The organism is Xenorhabdus budapestensis (genome assembly GCF_002632465.1).
GTDB lineage: Bacteria > Pseudomonadota > Gammaproteobacteria > Enterobacterales > Enterobacteriaceae > Xenorhabdus > Xenorhabdus budapestensis.
In genome coordinates this window covers 66,318-85,217 of the sequence record NZ_NIBS01000004.1, presented here as the reverse complement: position 1 = coordinate 85,217, position 18,900 = coordinate 66,318, and the positions used below count along the sequence as shown (strand labels likewise).

Annotated in this window: 13 protein-coding genes; all 13 read left to right on the top strand. The window is 40.6% G+C overall.

Annotated elements, in window-relative coordinates; genetic code table 11:
- Positions 1–113 precede the first annotated feature (113 nt).
- The 13 genes from tpx (at position 114) to tssB (ending at position 18,900) form a co-directional block, all read left to right on the top strand.
- Positions 114–617 carry a thiol peroxidase gene (tpx, locus tag Xbud_RS05935; RefSeq protein ID WP_099135199.1) on the top strand — a complete coding sequence of 168 codons (504 nt, stop codon included), beginning with the start codon at positions 114–116 and terminating at the stop codon, positions 615–617.
- Between the two features lie 440 nt (positions 618–1,057).
- Positions 1,058–3,025 carry a type VI secretion system Vgr family protein gene (locus Xbud_RS05930; RefSeq protein ID WP_099135198.1) on the top strand — a complete coding sequence of 656 codons (1,968 nt, stop codon included), beginning with the start codon at positions 1,058–1,060 and terminating at the stop codon, positions 3,023–3,025.
- A 350-nt stretch (positions 3,026–3,375) separates the two neighbouring features.
- The gene (locus Xbud_RS05925; RefSeq protein WP_244589863.1) at positions 3,376–5,544 is read left to right on the top strand and encodes a type VI secretion system Vgr family protein; all 2,169 of its coding nucleotides are present in this window, start codon (positions 3,376–3,378) and stop codon (positions 5,542–5,544) included.
- Between the two features lie 22 nt (positions 5,545–5,566).
- Positions 5,567–8,143, top strand: a complete 2,577-nt coding sequence (locus Xbud_RS05920; RefSeq protein ID WP_099135196.1) for a DUF2169 family type VI secretion system accessory protein — start codon at positions 5,567–5,569, stop codon at positions 8,141–8,143.
- Positions 8,140–9,204: a pentapeptide repeat-containing protein gene (locus tag Xbud_RS05915; protein ID WP_099135195.1), complete on the top strand. Its 1,065-nt coding sequence runs from the start codon at positions 8,140–8,142 to the stop codon at positions 9,202–9,204. The genes Xbud_RS05920 and Xbud_RS05915 overlap by 4 nt, the downstream gene beginning before the upstream one ends.
- A gap of 14 nt (positions 9,205–9,218) precedes the next feature.
- The gene (locus Xbud_RS05910) at positions 9,219–9,836 is read left to right on the top strand and encodes a DUF3540 domain-containing protein (RefSeq protein ID WP_099135194.1); all 618 of its coding nucleotides are present in this window, start codon (positions 9,219–9,221) and stop codon (positions 9,834–9,836) included.
- Positions 9,837–9,845: 9 nt separating this feature from the next.
- On the top strand, positions 9,846–10,238 hold the full coding sequence (locus tag Xbud_RS05905) for a DUF4150 domain-containing protein (RefSeq protein WP_099135193.1): 393 nt from the start codon (positions 9,846–9,848) through the stop codon (positions 10,236–10,238).
- 49 nt (positions 10,239–10,287) lie between these two features.
- Positions 10,288–10,869, top strand: a complete 582-nt coding sequence (gene tssJ / locus Xbud_RS05900) for a type VI secretion system lipoprotein TssJ (protein WP_244589862.1) — start codon at positions 10,288–10,290, stop codon at positions 10,867–10,869.
- Between the two features lie 7 nt (positions 10,870–10,876).
- Positions 10,877–12,217 carry a type VI secretion system baseplate subunit TssK gene (gene tssK, locus Xbud_RS05895; protein ID WP_099135192.1) on the top strand — a complete coding sequence of 447 codons (1,341 nt, stop codon included), beginning with the start codon at positions 10,877–10,879 and terminating at the stop codon, positions 12,215–12,217.
- A 14-nt stretch (positions 12,218–12,231) separates the two neighbouring features.
- A complete protein-coding gene (locus tag Xbud_RS05890; RefSeq protein ID WP_416778488.1) occupies positions 12,232–13,446 on the top strand; it encodes a DotU family type VI secretion system protein in 1,215 nt (404 codons plus the stop codon).
- Between the two features lie 10 nt (positions 13,447–13,456).
- Complete coding sequence (gene tssM, locus Xbud_RS05885; RefSeq protein ID WP_099135191.1) at positions 13,457–17,152, top strand: type VI secretion system membrane subunit TssM; 3,696 nt, start codon at positions 13,457–13,459, stop codon at positions 17,150–17,152.
- A complete protein-coding gene (gene tssA, locus Xbud_RS05880) occupies positions 17,149–18,255 on the top strand; it encodes a type VI secretion system protein TssA (protein ID WP_099135190.1) in 1,107 nt (368 codons plus the stop codon). Before tssM ends, tssA begins: the two co-directional genes overlap by 4 nt.
- 108 nt (positions 18,256–18,363) lie before the next feature.
- The gene (gene tssB, locus Xbud_RS05875; protein WP_099135189.1) at positions 18,364–18,900 is read left to right on the top strand and encodes a type VI secretion system contractile sheath small subunit; all 537 of its coding nucleotides are present in this window, start codon (positions 18,364–18,366) and stop codon (positions 18,898–18,900) included.

Below are 18,900 nucleotides of genomic sequence, written 5' to 3'. Positions count from 1 at the left end.
TGTTAATTAAACAATAGGTGAGTATTTCTAAATATTACATCTATTTTTGTGGGCAAGATCGCACTATTCCTTTACACTGGCACCGAAGTTTACTTATATAGAGGGATAAAATTATGACACAAACCGTCAAATTCCAAGGTAGCGATATCACCGTGAGCGGAAGTTTTCCACAAGCAGGTGAAACAGTAAAAGAATTTACGCTGGTAGCCAAAGATCTCACTGATGTGGCACTGAGCCAATACGCAGGGAAACGTAAAGTACTCAATATATTTCCAAGTGTTGATACCGGCGTTTGTGCAACTTCTGTTCGTAAATTCAATCAACATGCCAGTGAACTGAACAATACCGTCGTACTCTGCATTTCAGCAGACTTGCCATTCGCACAATCTCGTTTCTGTGGCTCTGAAGGCCTTTCAAATGTCGTCACTCTATCAACACTGCGTAGCGGCGAGTTTCAGGAAAATTACGGTGTCGCAATAAGCGAAGGCCCATTAAGCGGATTGACTGCACGAGCTGTTATTGTTCTGGATGAAAATAATCAAGTCATTTATAGCCAACTCGTGGATGAAATTACCAACGAGCCTGACTATGACAACGCATTATCAGTGCTGAAATAAACAGTACTAAAATAAATTCATTATTGGAAACAATGTATTTTCTTGCTTCCAGGCATCGTTAATGCATTGTTTTATAAATAAAGCCAACCTCTGGCGGTAATTGTTGGCTGCATAATTGCTGCCAACTTTTTTATCCTCCTTCTCCCTTTCCTCACTTTTCCTAACCACCTCTTATGTAAAGATAGTTTTTTCATCTAAATCAAAATGATTTATATTTTCATTTATTAGAAAGATACATATTTGTAATTTTAAATTTTTTTTTGTAAAAAATAGAAACATAGTGATAATAACATTGAGATACAGTTTCTTTTGTGAAATATTGTATGATAATTGAAATTAATAGCAATGAACGATCAGTAATAACAATAGAGTTTAATTTCTTATCTGGTCCTTTATTGATAGGTTCATGCGGTAGCTTTTAATTTAAAAAGGTACTCTCAATGAAAAGAAATATTATTGCGCATACCCCACTGGGTGAAGATACTTTACTTTTTAGTTCATTAAAAGGTGAAGAAAAACTATCAACTATTTATAGCTTTGATATTGAATTAATAAGTAAAAAAAAAGATATTGATATCAAATCACTACGAGGAAAATCAATTACTATTGAAATAAATAACCCTGCTAACCCGTCAGCAAACGCACGTTATCTGAATGGCATAGTTCATGATGGTATAGTATGTGATTTTTATGACTCTTATTTCTATAAATATAAATTCACTCTTCAACCAAAGTTATCAATTCTACAGAAAAGCAAGGGTTGTCAAATATGGCAAAAGAAAACTGCCCCTGAAATTATCAAAGATATACTGAATAAACACAGCATCAAGTTTGAAAGTAAATTAAATGGTAAATATCAACAACTTGAATATTGTACACAATATCGCGAGACTGACTTCAATTTTATCAGTCGATTAATGGAACATGAGGGAATTTATTATTATTTTCAACACATTGTCAGTGATCACACGCTGATATTAGCTGATTCCCCCCAATCCCATTCTGCCTTATCGGGATATTCATCTATAGAATATTATCCAAATCATTCGCCCCCAAGAAATAAAGAGAAACTCTATTTATATGATTGGAATGTCAGTTATTCAATTGCACCAAAGATCTATGCAATGAATGATTACAATTTCCTCAAACCACGGGCTCAGTTACTGGAAACACAACAAAACCCGGATTCTTCGGTTCCCGACACAAAAATATATGAATGGCCGGGAAATTATACTGAAACTTCACAAGGAAAATCTTATGTTCTGGTTTTACAGCAATCCTATACCGCTCATTGTCATTATATTAAAGCCAAGAGTCTTGAAATTGGTATAGCTCCGGGACATATCTTTACGCTGTCTAAAGCATTTAGAGACGGGGATAATGGTGAATATCTGATTGTCAGTGCCACATATGAATTTTCTGAATCTAGTTATTATTCCGGTGATATTGATACCAATGATAATAGCACAGTCAAAATTGAAACCAGTTTCACCGCGATCCCGGCCAAAGTAAACTGGCGAGCTCCCCGTTTAACACCATGGCCGATCGCTAGCATAGAAACAGCAGAAGTCGTGGGTTCGAATGGCAAAGACATCTGGACAAATGAATATGCTCAGGTCAAAGTGCAATTTCATTGGGATCAAGAAGGCGCCAAAGATGATACAAGTTCTTGTTGGATACGTTGGTCTAGTACCTGGGCCAGTACCAAATTCGGTGCAGTCCAAATCCCCAGGGTTGGAGATGAAGTTTTTGTCAGCTTTATCAACGGCAACCCTGATCGGCCACTAATAATAGGCAGTACCTTTAATAAAGAGAATATGCCACCGTGGGAATTGCCAAAAGAAGCTACAAAGATAGGCTTTATGTCACGGAGCATACAAGGTGGAAATAATAACGCCAGTTATTTATTCATTGATGATGCCCAGGATAAAGAATCTTTTGATATACACGCAGAAAAAGATATGAATATTTCTGTGGAAAATGATCAAAAGATAGCTATTGATGGCTCCCGCACAACAGAAATAAAGAAAAAACAAACTGATATTGTAGAAGAAGATGCAAGTTTTACCTATAAGGCAAAACGTGACACGACCGTTGAACAAGAAGAAACAGCAGTTTTCAAGAATAAACAGAAAACAACGGTGACTAATGGTAAAGAAGTTGAAGTCACTAGTGGTGGCATTAAATATAATATAACTGGTGATTATCAAGCAGATATCAGTGGCAATAAAAAAGAATCAATCACCGGAAACGAAGAAGGCAGTATTACAGGGAATTGGAAAAAATCTGTCACTGGCTCAGCCGAGGTGAAAGCTATTTCGACTCTCACTTTAAGTGCAACAGTAAGTACTGAAATTAAGGGCACTACATGCATTACTCTCTCTGGTGCATTAATCAAGATTGGTTGATTTTCCATTTACTATTACCCAACAAACGATATTAATAAATATTTATCAAAATACAATTCGTTAAATTAACACCTTTTCTCATAAAAAATGAATTTTATAATCCAAAAATACTTTATATATAAAAAATAAATACATACAAAGGAGATGGAATAAATAAAAACCAAAAACATAAAAATTAATTACATATTACATCAACAAAATGACATTCACTGATTACAAATGGTAACCATTATGCTTAACTCAGTAATTAGAAAACCAACACTATATATTCCTCTAACTACCCTATATTCCTGAACCTACCTGGAGTATGCGGTAGCTTTAAACAAAAGCGAGCAAATCTTATGGAGAGAATGTTTATCGCACACTCCTCATCCGATGAAACTTTATATTTTAAGTCACTGAATGGAATAGAAAGATTATCGGAAGCTTATAAGTTTGAGGTTGAATTACTGAGTGAAAAGAGATTATCCGATCCAATATCTCTGCATAATACCGTCCTGACTGTAGAAATAAAAACCCGGTCAAAACAAACAAGATATTTAAGTGGTTATATAGAGCAAATATCTTATGATCCCTTTTATAAATATGATGACAGGCTTTACTTGTACACGGCTACAGTCAGACCTAAACTATGGGAATTGAAAAAAAAACTTGGATACAGTATTTGGCAAGAAAAGACAGTACCTGAGATTATTGCGACTGTATTGGTGGATGCTGGTATCTTTTTTGAGGATCGGCTCCTTGAAAAATATCGCACATGGGAATATTGCGTTAAATATAATGAAACTGATTTTGATTTCATCCATCGGCTAATGGCGCACGAAGGGATTTATTACTATTTCAAACATGACATGGGAAGTCACACTATGGTTTTGGTAGATATGCCACAGATGCTTGGTCCCATGTCTGGATATGATACGATCAATTACTTCAATGTCGGCAAATCATCCAAAAAACCGGGTAAAGAATATATTTATAATTGGAATATTCGCAGTACCACGATACCAAACAATTTTAGTCTTGATGACTACGATTTCCGCAAACCACGAGCTAAGTTACAGGCGGCCATTCAGACATCGCTCAGTTCGATTAATAACACAGAAATATTCATGTGGCCCGGACGCTATGTAAAAAGTGGACAGGGGCAATTTTATGCTCGAGTGCTTCAACAAGCCGCAGAAGCACAAAGTGAACTGATTAATGGTAAAGGTAATGTGTTGGGCATGGCTCCAGGACATACTTTCACCCTATCACTACCTAATGATATTAAAGGTGATGACTACAATGACTACTTAATTACCAGTGCTCAATATACTTTTTATGAATCATGCTATGGCTTCGCTCTTAATTGCGAATATGACGACGACGATGATTGTGAAAACGATAAACCCAATAAAGATAAAAATGTTGTCCAATTTGATGCTATCCCTGCCAATGTCCATTGGAAACCACCAGCAGTAACCCCCTGGCCAAAAGCAACAGGTCTTGAAACCGCTGTTGTAACGGGTCCTAAAGATAAGCCCATATGGACTGATAAGTATGGTCGGATAAAAGTAAAATTCCGTTGGGATAAGAGCGATAAAAAAGATGATACCAGTTCTTGCTGGATACGCGTAGCAACCCGTTGGGCTGGCTGGCGGTACGGCAGTATGTATGTACCCCGTGTGGGTGAAGAAGTTGTTATTAGTTTTGTCAATGGTGATCCGGATAAGCCTTTTGTTATTGGCAGCGCCTATAACAATGAAAATATGCCCCCTTGGGAGCTTCCCAAATATGAAACCCGGAGTGGTGTGATGTCGAATACAAAGGAAGGTAAGCATGAACAAGCAAATTACCTCTTTATGGATGATGCTCCGGATAAAGAGTTATTTGATCTGCATGCAGAACGTGACATGAATATCTCCGTGGAAAAAGATAAGAAAGTCACTATTGATGGGAACCGTACGACTGAAATAAAAAAACAGCAAACAGATACAGTAACAGGTAAAGCAAGTTTCACTTACGAAGATGCTCGTGACACGACGGTTAAAGGTAAAGACACATTATCTGTTGAAAACAGCCAGCAAAGAACTATTAAGAAAGGAAGAAAAACAGAGATTAGTGATGGGGATACTTATAAACTTAAAGGGGATTTAAGTGCCAAAATTGACGGAAACTGGACACAGAATATTACCGGAACGACGCTAATCTCCAGTCCTAATCTCATTACGATAAAGAGTGATACTCATGTCGCAATAGATTGTCCACAATCTTTTTACACTTCCGAGATATTTAGTGTTTCTTCGGTAAAAGTGGGCATAAATTCGGTTTCAATATCATTATCCCACACAAAACTTAGTATAAGTTCAACCAATACAAGCCTCTCATCCACGACGCTTTCTATCAGCTCAACTGGGACATCCTTAAGTAAAACGGGAACAGAACTTTCGCAAGCTAATACGAAGTTGGCTAAATCAATTACTTCGATCGTACAGACAAGCGCTAATATTTTAAACAGCAGTTTACATATCATCAGTTGACCAATATATCTGGCAAATTTTAATGAAAATCGTCAAACCTCTGCGTTTAAGTGTGCTTTATCGGCCTTATCGCTGGATGCAAAAAAACCATCTCGGGATTTCTATCATGGCGCTAGCTGATATGAGTTCTACTCCACGCTTACGCCCAGAACCAGAGCTTTGGCAACTTGCAGAAAAAGAACTGAAAACCTGCAACGGTATTGTTGATCTCGCGATGCCTAAATCCTGTGCTGAATTTCTGGCCACAGGCTATGCCTATACGCATCACCAAGCCGATAAAACAGCCTGTACAGTACGTATTCAAGTGGATCAATTGGAAAAAACATTGGTTGCTTTCGGTGATCGTTATTGGATGGGTGATACTCCCTCAAAATCTGAGGCATTTGAACAAATGCGATTGGACTGGAGCCGGGCTTTTGGTGGTGAAGGCTATGAAGAGAACCCACACGGTATCGGTTTCAACCCGGAATTGATGGAAAATGGCGTAAAAATCCATCATCTGCCCAATATCGAAACATTGCACAAACAGTTGTTATCACCAGAGGTGATCCCTACTCCTGCCAGTTTTTGTCCACTGGATTTTACATGGCCGCGTCGTTTTACCCGTATTGGTAAAAAGTATGACAAAAAGTGGCTGGAAAATGAATTTCCGGGGTTTGCCCATGATATTGACTGGCGACTATTTAATGCAGCCCCAAGGGATCAATGGCTGGATCAGATAACTTCCCTGCCGGTTCAGGCTGCATGGCGTATTGAGAATATGCATCCTGAAAAACCAGTACAAGAAGGCGTTTTGCCTGCGTGGAGGGCGCGTTGCTTTATCAAGCGATTACGCCTTGATGAGGAGATTTTTGAAGAAATAGGCATGCGCCAGACGACAGTATGGTTCTTCCCTCATCTGGAACAAATGATCCTGATATGGCATGGATGTTCCCGGATTAATGAAGATGATGCAGCGGATGTATTACAAATGGTATCGGCTCTGGAATTAAATGATAATCCCCTTGCGGAAAATCATTATTTGCAAGTACTCAACCAACGTATGGATAAAGAAAAAGGCGTTTTGTATAGCTTCCGGGAAAAAGATCTCATCCCTGAAGAAATTATTGGCCCGTGGATAGATACGGAACAACCTGAAAACAATCCAATCCAAGAAACCGTGCTTAATCGTGAAAAACGTCTCCGTGAACAACAGAAAGAACGTTTAGCTGAATATGGTTACGATATCGATACTATCATTCCTGCTTCCCCCACAACATCTGCACCTCCTGCTACCCCCAGATTGGATGAACTGCCAGAATTTGTGGAGAAAATAGAGCAGGATGCTACCCAAAAGCGTGCCGAAGCAGAGCTAAAGCGAGTGGAAATGGCTGACAAAGCGAAACAACTGGGTATTGATATTGATCAATCTGTGACAGAAAACCAAGCCAGAGGGCCGGAAAATCTCTATAAGATGCGGGATATATTGCAGAAGCAACAACAGCAAATAGCGTTTGATGACCAAAAATTAGCACAAATTGAACAATCACTACGTGATACCTATTTTTTTTCAGTGCAATCACAAAACCCCGCCTTACGCCTGACCGGTAGTTTGTCGCAAATCATCCGTAAACGGGTGCAAAAGATCATGGAGCAAGACGGTAATTTCAGTGGTATGGATTTTACCGGAGCAGACTTGTCAAACATGGATCTGCGCGGAGCCAATTTTTCCCGGGCATTATTGGAAAGCGCCTGTTTCAATAACAGCCAACTGGATGAAGCCAATTTCAGTGAAGCTATGCTGGCCAGAACAGAGATCTGCAACGCTTCCCTGTCTGGAGTTAAACTGGATAATGCCAACTTAATACTGGCTAAATGTGAACAGAGCGATTTTTCTGCCACCAGCTTCAAAGAAACACAGTTACAGGAAGCACTGTTTGATCATTGCCAGTTCAACCGCGCAACATTCACAGATCTGTTCCTGCAACAAGTTTTTATTACTCATTGTGATTTTCAGCATTCCCAGTGGAAAGATTGTACCTTTGCAGAACTCCAATTACCTGCACTCAAATTCAATCATGCAAACCTGAATAAGGTATCTTTTCTCAAGTGCAAACTGGAACAAACTATTTTTGACCATGCACTCCTCGAAAGCTGTGCCTGGGTAGAAACTGAAGCAAACAAGATCCGATATCGCTCCGCTAATCTGTTAACTTGTGCTTTTGCGATGAACAGCGAACTTAACCAGGCTGATTTCAGTCAGGCTACTTTAACAGAGTGCAATCTGCGCAAAATGCCTTTGGTTCAGTCAGTATTTCACTCTACGACTTTAAACAACTGTGATCTGAGTGAAGCCAACTGCCAGTCAGCCGATATGCAGTATTTAAATACGATAAAAAGCATATTTATCAGAACAGATTTTCGGGGGGCTTTGTTGAACAATGCCAATCTGATGAATGCTCTGATGCAAAAATGCAGCTTTAATGGTACGGACTTACGGGAAACCAATCTATTCCGCGCCGATATGTCCCAATCCATCGTTGATGACTCAACCTTGTTTGAAGGTGTCTACACACAGCAAACTAAAACCTTACCTAAACGAGATAAGGAAGTGATATGAATTCGCTGTCAACAGGTGATCTGATAACAAAAATCAAACAAGGGGAGATAATTGAGAAAGTCAGCTTGCAGAATATGTCGCTCACCCGGCAGGATTTATCTGGTGGGATTTTCAGAGAAGTTGATTTTTCTGGTACGGATTTTTCTCACGCTCAACTGAAAGAAACCGTTTTTACTGAATGCCAACTCGAAGAAGCCGTTTTTGATTCAGCCCTGCTCGAACAGAGTGTTTTTGAACAATGCAATATGATCCGCACTGTATTCGACAAAAGTGAAATAACAAACAGCGTATTTAATCAATGTATTTTGCAGAAAGCACGTTTTACAGAAACTCAGCAAAACGAAACTCAGTTTATATCCAGTTCACTGCAATGTGTGGAATTTAGCAATAGTGATCTTGAGCGGGTAACATTTACTGATTCAACACTTAAACAAGCAAAATTAACGAATAACCATCTGTTTCTGGTCACTTTTTTTCGGCTGGATTTACGGGAAACAGGCTTTTCTGCCAATGAATACACTAAAGCTGTTTTTTTTGAATGTGATCTCCGTGGTCAGAACTATCAGACACAACAACTTAAAGAGTGCCTGTTCACAGACTGTCAACTTGAAGCAGCAAACTTCAATCATGCAAGGTTGACTAACTGCAATTTCAAGGGTGCCACTTTACAAGGTGCAATGTTATCGAATGTCAATGCAACCCAAGCTTTATTCATTGAAGCAGATTTAACTCAGGCATGTTGCAGCAATAGCCTGTTTGAACAGGCGATTTTCGTCGGTGCCTGTCTTGAATCTGCTGATTTCAGGCAAAGCAAATTAATTCAGGCCATTATGCACAAAGTACATGCAGTGAATGCACAATTTACCGGCTGTGATATGTCTTATGCCGATCTTTCCTATGCTAATGTCAACAATAGTGACTTTCGTACAGCACACTTTATGAGAACACTTTTTCATCGTGCCCAACAAACTGAAGCACTGTTTTCTGACCGTCGTGGCATCCTGGAAAATGATCCTGAACTGTTTGCAGCCGAAGAGTGGAGTATGCAACGTAAGATTTAACCGGGAGAATCAAAATGTCAAAACCTTCTTATGCGCTTTCTTCACACCCTCTTACTACCGAACCCTTACAACAAGTTGCAGGTCAGGTTGTTAATCGCCTTCAAGACGGTAGTTTAATGGTGGAAAATAACAACCGGGGATGGCACTGCCGACGAGCTGCCAGTTGCCTGTTGACTCCTGAACTGGGAGATACCGTTTTAGTGACGACAGTTGATGATCAACTGTGGGTTTTGGCCGTATTAGAGCGATCTGAACAACAATATCTGGCAGAAATCAGCGTGCCCGGTGATCTGGCTATCTCTTCTCAGGGAGATTTAAGTTTAAACAGCAACGGACTGAATATTGCTGCCAGCATTGGAAACTGCCATATCAGCAAAATGCAATACAGTGGTGAATCACTGTCTGCATGGGTATCAATCACCCAACTGGTTGGCAATAAATTTGAGTCTGTCTGGCAGACAGTAACACAGCTTAGCAACCGACTATTTCGTCATACAACACAGACAGAACAAGTTCAGGCAGGCCAGTTAGATATGCAGGCTGAAAGCTATATCCGATTACATGCCCAAAATACTATGGTATCTGCAAAAGCTGTCACCAAGATAGATGCTGAACAAATTCATATTGGTTAAGGAGATATCATGTTTGCCAATACTCAAGCTGGTGGAATGGATTTAGCGGCACCTGATACTTGCCTGACCCCATGCCCCTTTCCTGTACCTGTGCCTTATCCCAATATGGCACAAGGGCCTACCGGCATCACTAATGCCATGAACATCTTATTTGCTGGTTCGCCTGTACATAACATAGCGACAAACTTTCCCATGACAACAGGTGATAACGCTGGTGTTAATATGGGAGTGGCTTCCGGAACAGTAATGGGACCAGCCCGGCATACATTAGGGGCTAACTCCGTCTTAATTAAAGGCTCGCCAGTAACACGGCTGACAAGTCTCACTATGCAGAATTCAACGAACGCTGTAGGTGCCCGCATTACTCCCAGCCAGACAAAAGTGCTTATTTCAGCGGCCTGATACACTCGACTTTTTATTTTATTCAATGCTGGCTATGCCTGAATAATTAATGAACTTTATGATATTGCATTTTTCACTCAGAAAAACAATCTTAATCAAAACGTTATATTCAATTATTTATTGGATTAAAGGGGCGTTTTTATCGTCGTTTTTATTAATATCGCTTCTCTTAATAATGACAGGCTGTTCATCGCAACCGGAAAAGTTGCCCCCTTATAAATTAATTTTCAATATCGCATCTAATGTAAATGATTCAGCGCCACTGAAAGTACATGTTTTTTTATTGAAATCGAATGAAGAATTTATGTCGACAGACTTTTTTTCATTACAAGACAAAGTAAAAGACACACTAGGTGATAAATTGGTCAATGAAGATCGATTTTTTATACTTCCTTTCGAACGTGCACATTATTTGTTGGAAAAAAATCAACCAGAAATTAGCTATATCGGAATTATTGCCGAGTATAAACAACTAGATGGCAAGAAATGGCGTACTTCGTTTCCAGTCCCCGTACCAGAAAAACCCCCTTTTTACGAATTCTGGCGTTTTGCCCCCGATGAACTACAAGTGTGCGTTAAGGTTACTGGCAAAGGCTTAAGTCCCACCTTAAATTGTGCCGCAGGAAACTGAAAAAATCATGAATAGATCAGAAAAAGTCATTTGGACCGAAGGCATGTTTCTGCGCCCTCATCATTTCCAACAGACTGAAAACTATCTGGAAGCTTATGTCCGCGACTGGGGAAAATCCCAAATGTCCTATTACTGGGGTTTTCTGACACTCGAACTGGATCAAGAACTACTCAATCAGGGTAAAGTCATGCTTTCCTCAGCGAGTGGTATTTTTCCAGATGGAACCCCATTCAGTTTTGACGGCGCAAATACCCCTGCTCCTTTACAACTCGCTGAAAATCAGACAGATATTAATGTAGTACTTGCCCTTCCTCTTTTTCGGCAGGGCAGAGAAGAAGTCATTTTCAGTGAAAAAAAAGACTCTTTGGCACGTTTTATCAGCTTTGAAGCCGAAGTGAATGATTTTAATGCCATGTCAGTCGGCAGTGCCGCTGTACAATTCGGCAAAATGCGCTTGCGCCTGATGCTGGAGTCTGATTTGACACCAGAATGGACTGCATTGAGTATTGTGCATGTCGTAAATGGAACCAGTGATAATAAAATCTATCTTGATCAACAATTCATTCCTCCCCTGCTTAATTGTTACGCCAGCCCACAAGTGGCGGGATTTATCACCGATATCCAGGGGTTATTAGAGCAACGCCGCCAGCAGATAAGCCAACGTTTATTACAATTGGGACGGCACAATGATTCCGAAATCATGGACTTCCTGTTGCTGTCCCTGGTTAATCGCTATAGTGGTCAGGTAAACCACATACGGAATATATCGTTACTGCATCCGGAGAGGTTATTTAGTGAGTGGCTGCAATTTGCCACTGAATTAGCAACGTTCTCCCAAAACCGTGTACCGGATGAAATCTTCCCACTCTATGATCACGATAATTTGACGCTATGTTTCAATCAACTCATGTTCCAGTTGCGTCAAGGGCTGTCAATCATTCTGGAAGAGCATGCCATCCAGCTACCATTGACAGAATATTCTCATGGTTTGAACATCGCCACATTACCCAACGCCAGTATGGTCAATACATTCAGCTTTATTCTGGCTGTCTACGCTGATATCGCCAATGACACACTGATGAGTCATTTCCCAGCCCAAATGAAAATTGCCCCTGTCGGTCGTATACGCGAACTGGTTCAGTTGCAATTACCCGGTATTTCAATACGAGCTTTGCCATCCGTGCCAAGACAGATCCCCTGGCACTCAGGATATATCTATTTTGAACTGGAAAAAGACGGGGATTTATGGAAACAAATGGATAAGTCAGGTGGTTTTGCATTGCATTTGGCTGGCGAGTTCCCCGGTTTAAATATGGAGTTTTGGGCTGTCCGTAATCAGCCTAAATAGAGGTAATGACGCCTATGATAAGACAAGAAATGCAGGAGATTGAGCATACATGGTTTTCTGGTAAAGCCAGTGATAATCCTCTGGTTGCCGCAGCAAATCCTCTGCTGAATACTCTTCCCCAAATCCGGCATACTACTGTTCATCCAGATCCAGCGAGTTTACGTCAAAAATTGATTGATGAAATCCGACGTTTTGAAGTCGCGTGTCAGCATGCCAAACAACCCTATGAAGTCATTATCGGCGCACGCTACTGTCTATGTACTGCACTGGACGAAGCAGCCGCACTTACACCTTGGGGAAGTCGCAGTGTTTGGTCAGGTAGTGGATTACTGGTTACTTTTCATAATGAAACCTGGGGAGGTGAAAAATTTTTCCAACTGTTAGCTAAATTATCACAGAACCCCAAAGAAAATTTATTCCTCTTGGAGCTGATTAATTTTTGTCTCCAACTTGGATTTGAAGGACGTTACCGCATCATGGACAACGGACGTTCTCAGTTAGAAACGCTAAAACAACGCCTGTTTCAGTTAATTCGCTCAATCCGCGGCAATCATCCCGCTGAACTGTCTCCCAATGTACAAGTCATCACAAACCCCAACAAACTCTGGAAACCTTTTTTGCCTATGTGGATTTGTATAGCATTATTGTGTTTTCTGGGATGTATCTTGTATATCGGCCTGAATTGGCGATTAAGTGATATATCTACCCCGGTTTTATCATCTATCTATCAGACCAATCTGCCAAATGTGCTCATCGATGATCGTATATCCCCACCTGTTCCTCCGACGCTGAACCTACAAGGCAGGTTACAGGATGAAATTTCAACCGGGCTATTAACTGTAACCGATATGGCTGATAAAAGCATAGTCACCTTGAAAGGAGACGGTTTATTCAAGTCAGCTTCGACACAAATCAAAAACAGTTACCTGGATGTTATTAGGCGTATAGCGGAAGCGATAAACCATTACAAAGGTGAGATTTTAGTTGTCGGATATACCGATAATATCCCCATCTATTCTCATTTCGTCTCTAACTACTCTTTATCGCTGGCCAGAGCTAAATCTGTCCAGAGAGAACTTCAGCATTATCTGAATCAGCCTGAGCGAGTCAAAACCGAGGGAAGAGGCGCAAGTGATCCTCTTGTGCCCAATGATACTCCCAGTCACCGGGCTAAAAACAGACGAGTAGAAATCACACTGTTAGTTTCTCCAGCCGATCAAATAAAGTGAGGAAACTAAAATGTTGAATGTACTCTTTTCTATCCTTACCAGCAGATTAACGTGGAGTTTTCTCGGTGTAACGGCAATTTCTGCCATTATCTGGTTCATAGGACCCATTATTTCTGTCGGTAACTCAGTTCCTTTTGAGTCAAAATTCATACGAATTTTTACCATTATTTCACTTTTCTTAGCCTGGCTCTTAAGTCAGTTAATCCCACTGTTATATCGGACATGGCTTAACAAAAAATTAGCTAACCAATTGAATATCATTAAAGACGATAAAAAAGAACAGAAACAGGAAAAAAAACACGATGAACAATATTTCACGTTATCAGAACGCTTTTCTGACGCTGTCAAATTATTGAGAAAAGCTTATTTTTCCGGCTATTTTTCCGGGTTAAATGGTAAATCTAAACCTGGCTGGAGGGGGCTGTTCAGCCGTCAATATTTATACCAATTACCCTGGTATCTCGTTATCGGTGCCCCACATTCAGGTAAAACAACAGCGCTGGCAAATTCCGGGCTGAATTTCCCACTATTAGACTATTTCGGCAAATCTGCCCTATACAGCATGCGAGATGTGAATAGTTGTAACTGGTGGTTTACGAATGAAGCTGTCCTGCTTGATACCGCAGGTCGCTATGCTACTCAAGATAACAATCCACACGCAGCAGACAGCAGAGAATGGAAAACCTTTATCAGGCTGTTAAAAAAATATCGTCCACGCCAGCCAATCAATGGGGTCATCCTTACTATCAGTGTGGAAGACTTACTAAATCCATCAACAGAAGCCCGTGATCAACACGCCTATATGTTACGCAGACGCCTGTCTGAATTACGTGAAAAACTTAAGATCCAATTTCCGATTTACATTTTCATCACTAAAACCGATTTACTAAAAGGATTTAACGCCTATTTTACCCATTTTGATAAAGCATCGCGTGAACAAATTTGGGGGTTAACATTCCCACAAGACAAAAAAACTGACTGGAATATCAATTCGATATTTGAGGAACAATATAACCAGTTACAACTACGACTGAATGCAGAGTTACCCTATATTCTCTTAAATGAGTCTGATCCGCGGCAATGTGCCGAAAGTTATCTGTTTCCACAAGAGTTTGCTGCTTTATGTCCACGTATTGCGCAATACCTTGAAATTGTATTCGCAAGATCAGGATTTGAAGTCGCCAGTTACCCACGAGGACTTTATTTCACCAGTGGAACACAGGGAGGGATACCATTTGATGGTGTCATGGAAAAATTTAACCGCAATTTCCAATTACCAACAGACAATAACAGTATCTCAATGTCATGGGGAAATAATGATGATAAAGGTATTTTATATCAACCTCAGACTCGCCAAACTTATTTCCTGAAAAATTTACTGGATAGTATTTTTCAGGAAGCAGGACTCGCCGGCTACAACCGTTGGTGGGTATACCAGAATCGCTTGCTTAATTGGCTAGGCAACATGACATTAATAGCAATTCTGGTCTTAGTAACCACTTCATTTCTGACCAGTTATAACAATAATAAAAACTATCTGATGGAAGTTCAGGCTAAAATTCCGACCATTTTGCGTCAGGGAGCTGAATTAAATAAAAATCATGACGACACTGATGAGATAAATAACACCTATAATCTATTGCCAATTTTGAACAGTCTGGCCAACCTCGCTAAAAACCAGAACTTTTCGCTGGATGATCCCCCGATATCTTACCGCATGGGATTGTATAGTGGTGAACAGGTCAGTAATGCAAGCCGTACTCTGTATATGAAAGCACTGCAAACACTACTACTGCCACAAATAACAAAGTTAATCACCAGCCAACTACACAATGCTAACGGCAATGATACAGAGGAAACCTACAATACGTTAAAAGCATATCAGATGTTATATCAGCCCAAACACTATAACGGTGAGTTTCTACGTAATTGGGTGATGCAATATCTGAAAGCACACTTAGATCCAGAAACAACCCAGGCACAACTGCAACAACTTAACGGGCATCTCAGCCAACTACTGGATAATCAGGTTGTCACATCGCCGTACATTCGTAATGACTATCTGGTTGAACAGAAACAAGCATTAATTGGCAGCATTCCCCCTGCGCAGCGTGCTTACAATATCCTGAAACACAATTTGCTACTTGATCCCAATTTAGCATCAGTAAATTTAGTCACACTTGCCGGTCCTCAAGCTGAATTGGCTTTCTCACGCATCAGTGGAGCACCAATAACCAGTGGCATACCGGGAATGTTCACCCCTGCGGGCTATAAAAAAAGTATCGGCAAAGATCTGATGACTTTTCTTGTCACTCTGAATTCACAGGACAATTGGGTACTGGGTTCCTATGCGAGAAAACAGTCAGTTAAAGATCTCGAATTATCTGTCCGACAATTTTATATCAATGACTATATTTACCAGTGGGACAAATATCTGACTGATATTCGTTTGAACAATATTAGTGAATTAAATCAACGTGCCAGCACAGCACGTTTACTCTCTTCTTCAGCTTCACCGATGCGTACCCTGCTAATCAATATCAGCAAAAATGTCACGCTAACTAATAATCAACTCAATAACCTCATGAAGAAGGCTAAGGGTAAGATCAGTAGTAACTTCACAAACAGTAAGTTAACAAATTTAGTTCCGAAACAAATCTTGCCGGATAATGGTCAACTGTCACCGGAACAAGTGTTAGCAGAACATTTTGCACAAATTACCGCTCTGGCGAAAAGCCCGGATGGAAAAAATAAAAAAATACCTTTTGACGATATACTGAAAAAAATCGGTGACTTATATCAGTATCTGGCTTCAGTGCAAAATGCCGTCAATACAGGTATGCCTTTTCCTCCCAACAATATTATTACCCAGTTACAAACAGAATCTGAACGCCTGCCAATACCATTCAGAGATATGATTTCTGCACTGGCAATCGGCGCCAGTAGTGATACACAAATCAGTGATATGAACAATGTCGGCAAACATCTCGGTGCTGAAATAGGTGGTTTTTGCCAACAGGCTATTGCCAATGGTTATCCGTTGATGCCTAAAGCGCGCAAGGATATCAAACCTGATGACATGACACGGATGTTTGCTCCCGGAAAAGGCTTAATGGACAGTTTTTTCCAAAAAAATTTAGTGGGCAAGGTTGATACAACTCAGCCAAGATGGCGATTTATGCCGGGGGTAGATGGTAAACCTTTACCCGGTGGAGAGAAGTTGCTCAAACCTTTCCAGCAGGCACAGATTATTCGCGATACTCTCTTTGCCAGTGGTGTTCTCACACCGTCATTTCATGTCATGGTTCGCCCAATCAGTATGGATAATGAGATATTGAGTATGGTACTGGATGTTGATGGGCAACAACTGCAATATAGTCACGGCCCTCAACTTTCGCAGCTCATTAGCTGGCCAGGCTCTGCGGGAACCAATCTGGCCCGCATTCAATTAAATTTAGAAAATGGCACAACAGCAAACTTATCGACTTCTGGCCCCTGGGCACTGAATCGGTTACTGGATCAAGCGAAGCGTATTTGGCAAAACAGCACAGGAAATTCAACTCAAAGTGATGATGCTGGCTTACAGGCAATGTTTAATATCAAGGGGCATATGGTTTTACTGGAGTTCACACCAAATAGTATTTTCAGCCCGTTTCAACTGCCTGATTTCTCCTGCCCGAACCTGAAGAGTATAAAAACACCATGAATATTGATGCTTTACTTGCACCAATCAGTGAAGAGTCTCCCTGTGGGGAAAATCTCGAATACGATGATGTATTTCTTTTATTGGAACAAAGCCTTATCGGAAAAGCAGAGCAACAGTTTGGTGATTTTGTTATCCCTGCGGAACCACCCGATTGGTTAGAAGTGGAAAAACAGGCCACAACGCTACTGCTGTCCCGTACCAAAGATCTGCGTATTATCATCGCTCTCATACATGCATGGGTAGAAACCCAGGGAATATGTGGCTATGCCTATGGTCTAGGGCTACTCCGACAAACACTGGAGCGCTATTGGGAAGAGGTATGGCCAAGACTGGAATTTGATGGTGAATACGATCCCTTATTTCGCCTCAATGCTCTGGCAGATATTGAAGATGGTTCCCCTCTCTCAATAAAAGTACAACACTCCATTCTGCTGAAAAGTATTTCACAAGAATTGTCATTCCGGGAAGTTTGTTCACTGCTTGATGGTTCGATAACAGAAATTAGTGGTTACACCGGAGGGCGAACCCGCCTGCAAGATGAGCTAAAACAACAAGTTGACACTCCGGAAATATCAGCATTAGTCATCATTCGCGATCATATTACTGTCCTGCTTGATATTATTCGCCAGTACTTATCTGCCGGCCATATGCCTGAACTATCGCGATTCCTAAAAAACCTGAATACTGTTATTGAATTTAGCGCATTAAATGGACCCGCAACAACCGCTTCGGTAACTCCCGGCAATAAAGGAGAACCTAAATCTGCATCAGTGATAAAACAGGCAACAATGCGATCATCAATAGACCCATCGACTATAGATCAATCACCAACAGATACAGCAGCTCCGGCTGGTTTGTCCTCATCTAATTGGTACGGAGTAGAAGTCAATAATCGTGATGAAGCACGCATGCTATTGGAAAAAGCGAAAACCTATTTTCTTACACACGAACCAAGCCATCCTGCTCCGATGATGATTGACCGTATTCAACGCCTGATTGATCGTGATTTTATCGACATTGTCTATGACCTTGCACCAGAAGGATTAAATCAGCTCGCCATCATCTTTGGTCATACTGATAATTCTGACACTGATACAAATTAGTTGTCTCTTGTATTTATCCAACCAACAAAGAGTCAACTTGAAAGACGAAGGGTATATCGCCCGTTTATCTCTTAACTTACCTATTTAGCCAGTAATGGAGAAATTGTCATGAAATCCAGTGGACAAAAGTTTATAGCCCGAAATCGTGCTCCTCGTGTCCAGATTGAATACGATGTCGAGCTTTATGGCTCAGAAAAAGTTGTCCAATTACCATTTGTCATGGGCGTTATGGCTGATTTGGCAGGAAAACCCACAGAAGCCCTACCAGACGTTAACGACCGAAAATTTCTGGAAATTGACGTTGATAACTTTGACGAACGCATGAAGTCAATAAAGCCACGAGCAGCCTTTCAGGTTGATAACACCCTGACAGGTGATGGCAAACTAAATGTCGAGTTAGTTTTTGAAAAAATGGAAGACTTTCAACCGGATGCTATCGCTAAAAAGGTAGAACCTTTAGCTCAACTGTTGGAAGCACGTACCCAACTGGCAAACCTACTGTCTTATATGGATGGTAAAAGTGGTGCAGAACAACTGATTGCTGAAATACTGCAAAATCCTGCTCTGCTGAAATCACTGGCGGAAGCGCCAAAACCTGAAGATAGCACTTCAGCTTCAGATGAAGGTGCTGAAGATAAGGAGTAA

Bases quoted from the DNA above. Each gene is read 5' to 3' on its own strand.
- tssB (WP_099135189.1), top strand. From the start codon at position 18,364: ATGAAATCCAGTGGACAAAAGTTTATAGCCCGAAATCGTGCTCCTCGT.
- Xbud_RS05910 (WP_099135194.1), top strand. From the start codon at position 9,219: ATGTCAAAACCTTCTTATGCGCTTTCTTCACACCCTCTTACTACCGAA.
- Xbud_RS05925 (WP_244589863.1), top strand. From the start codon at position 3,376: ATGTTTATCGCACACTCCTCATCCGATGAAACTTTATATTTTAAGTCA.
- Xbud_RS05930 (WP_099135198.1), top strand. From the start codon at position 1,058: ATGAAAAGAAATATTATTGCGCATACCCCACTGGGTGAAGATACTTTA.
- tssK (WP_099135192.1), top strand. From the start codon at position 10,877: ATGAATAGATCAGAAAAAGTCATTTGGACCGAAGGCATGTTTCTGCGC.
- tssA (WP_099135190.1), top strand. From the start codon at position 17,149: ATGAATATTGATGCTTTACTTGCACCAATCAGTGAAGAGTCTCCCTGT.
- tssJ (WP_244589862.1), top strand. From the start codon at position 10,288: ATGAACTTTATGATATTGCATTTTTCACTCAGAAAAACAATCTTAATC.
- Xbud_RS05915 (WP_099135195.1), top strand. From the start codon at position 8,140: ATGAATTCGCTGTCAACAGGTGATCTGATAACAAAAATCAAACAAGGG.
- tpx (WP_099135199.1), top strand. From the start codon at position 114: ATGACACAAACCGTCAAATTCCAAGGTAGCGATATCACCGTGAGCGGA.
- Xbud_RS05905 (WP_099135193.1), top strand. From the start codon at position 9,846: ATGTTTGCCAATACTCAAGCTGGTGGAATGGATTTAGCGGCACCTGAT.
- Xbud_RS05890 (WP_416778488.1), top strand. From the start codon at position 12,232: ATGATAAGACAAGAAATGCAGGAGATTGAGCATACATGGTTTTCTGGT.
- tssM (WP_099135191.1), top strand. From the start codon at position 13,457: ATGTTGAATGTACTCTTTTCTATCCTTACCAGCAGATTAACGTGGAGT.
- Xbud_RS05920 (WP_099135196.1), top strand. From the start codon at position 5,567: ATGAAAATCGTCAAACCTCTGCGTTTAAGTGTGCTTTATCGGCCTTAT.